Consider the following 460-nt stretch of genomic DNA (forward strand, 5'->3'; position numbering starts at 1 on the left):
GTATGGCGCCGATGCCGACCAGCGCCAGCGTCTGGTTCACCAGGCCGAACAGCGGATGCAGGAACAGTTTCCACAGGAAGCCGACGATGACCGCCGACAGCACGACCGGAAGAAAGACGATGACCTGGTGGATACGGTGGCCGGGCAGCGCCTTCAGCAAGGCATAGGCGAGCAGGAAAGCGGTGCCGTTCTCGAACACCATCAGCGCCACGAAGGCGATGATGTTGTGCTTCAGCGCATTCCAGGTCCAGTCGCTGTAAGGCTGTTCAAACAGCACCTTGCGGAAGTTTTCGAAGCCGATGAATCCGGTCGGCTGCAAGCCGTTGAACTCATAGAAGGCAAGGCGGAAGGCTGAGAGCAGCGGCCAGAGCACGAACAGCACCATGACCACCAGGGCCGGTGTCAGCAGGGACGCGATCCAGAGTGACCGGCGCCACGGAAAGGCTTTTGTGGTGTGGCG

General features: G+C 60.9%; 1 pseudogene. It reads right to left on the reverse strand.

The window, feature by feature from the left end:
• A pseudogene (locus tag EOA22_RS37050) lies at positions 1-460 on the reverse strand (sugar ABC transporter permease); the annotation flags it as partial.

This window comes from Mesorhizobium sp. M7A.F.Ca.US.014.04.1.1, assembly GCF_003998745.1.
In the GTDB taxonomy this organism is placed as follows: Bacteria; Pseudomonadota; Alphaproteobacteria; order Rhizobiales; family Rhizobiaceae; genus Mesorhizobium; species Mesorhizobium ciceri.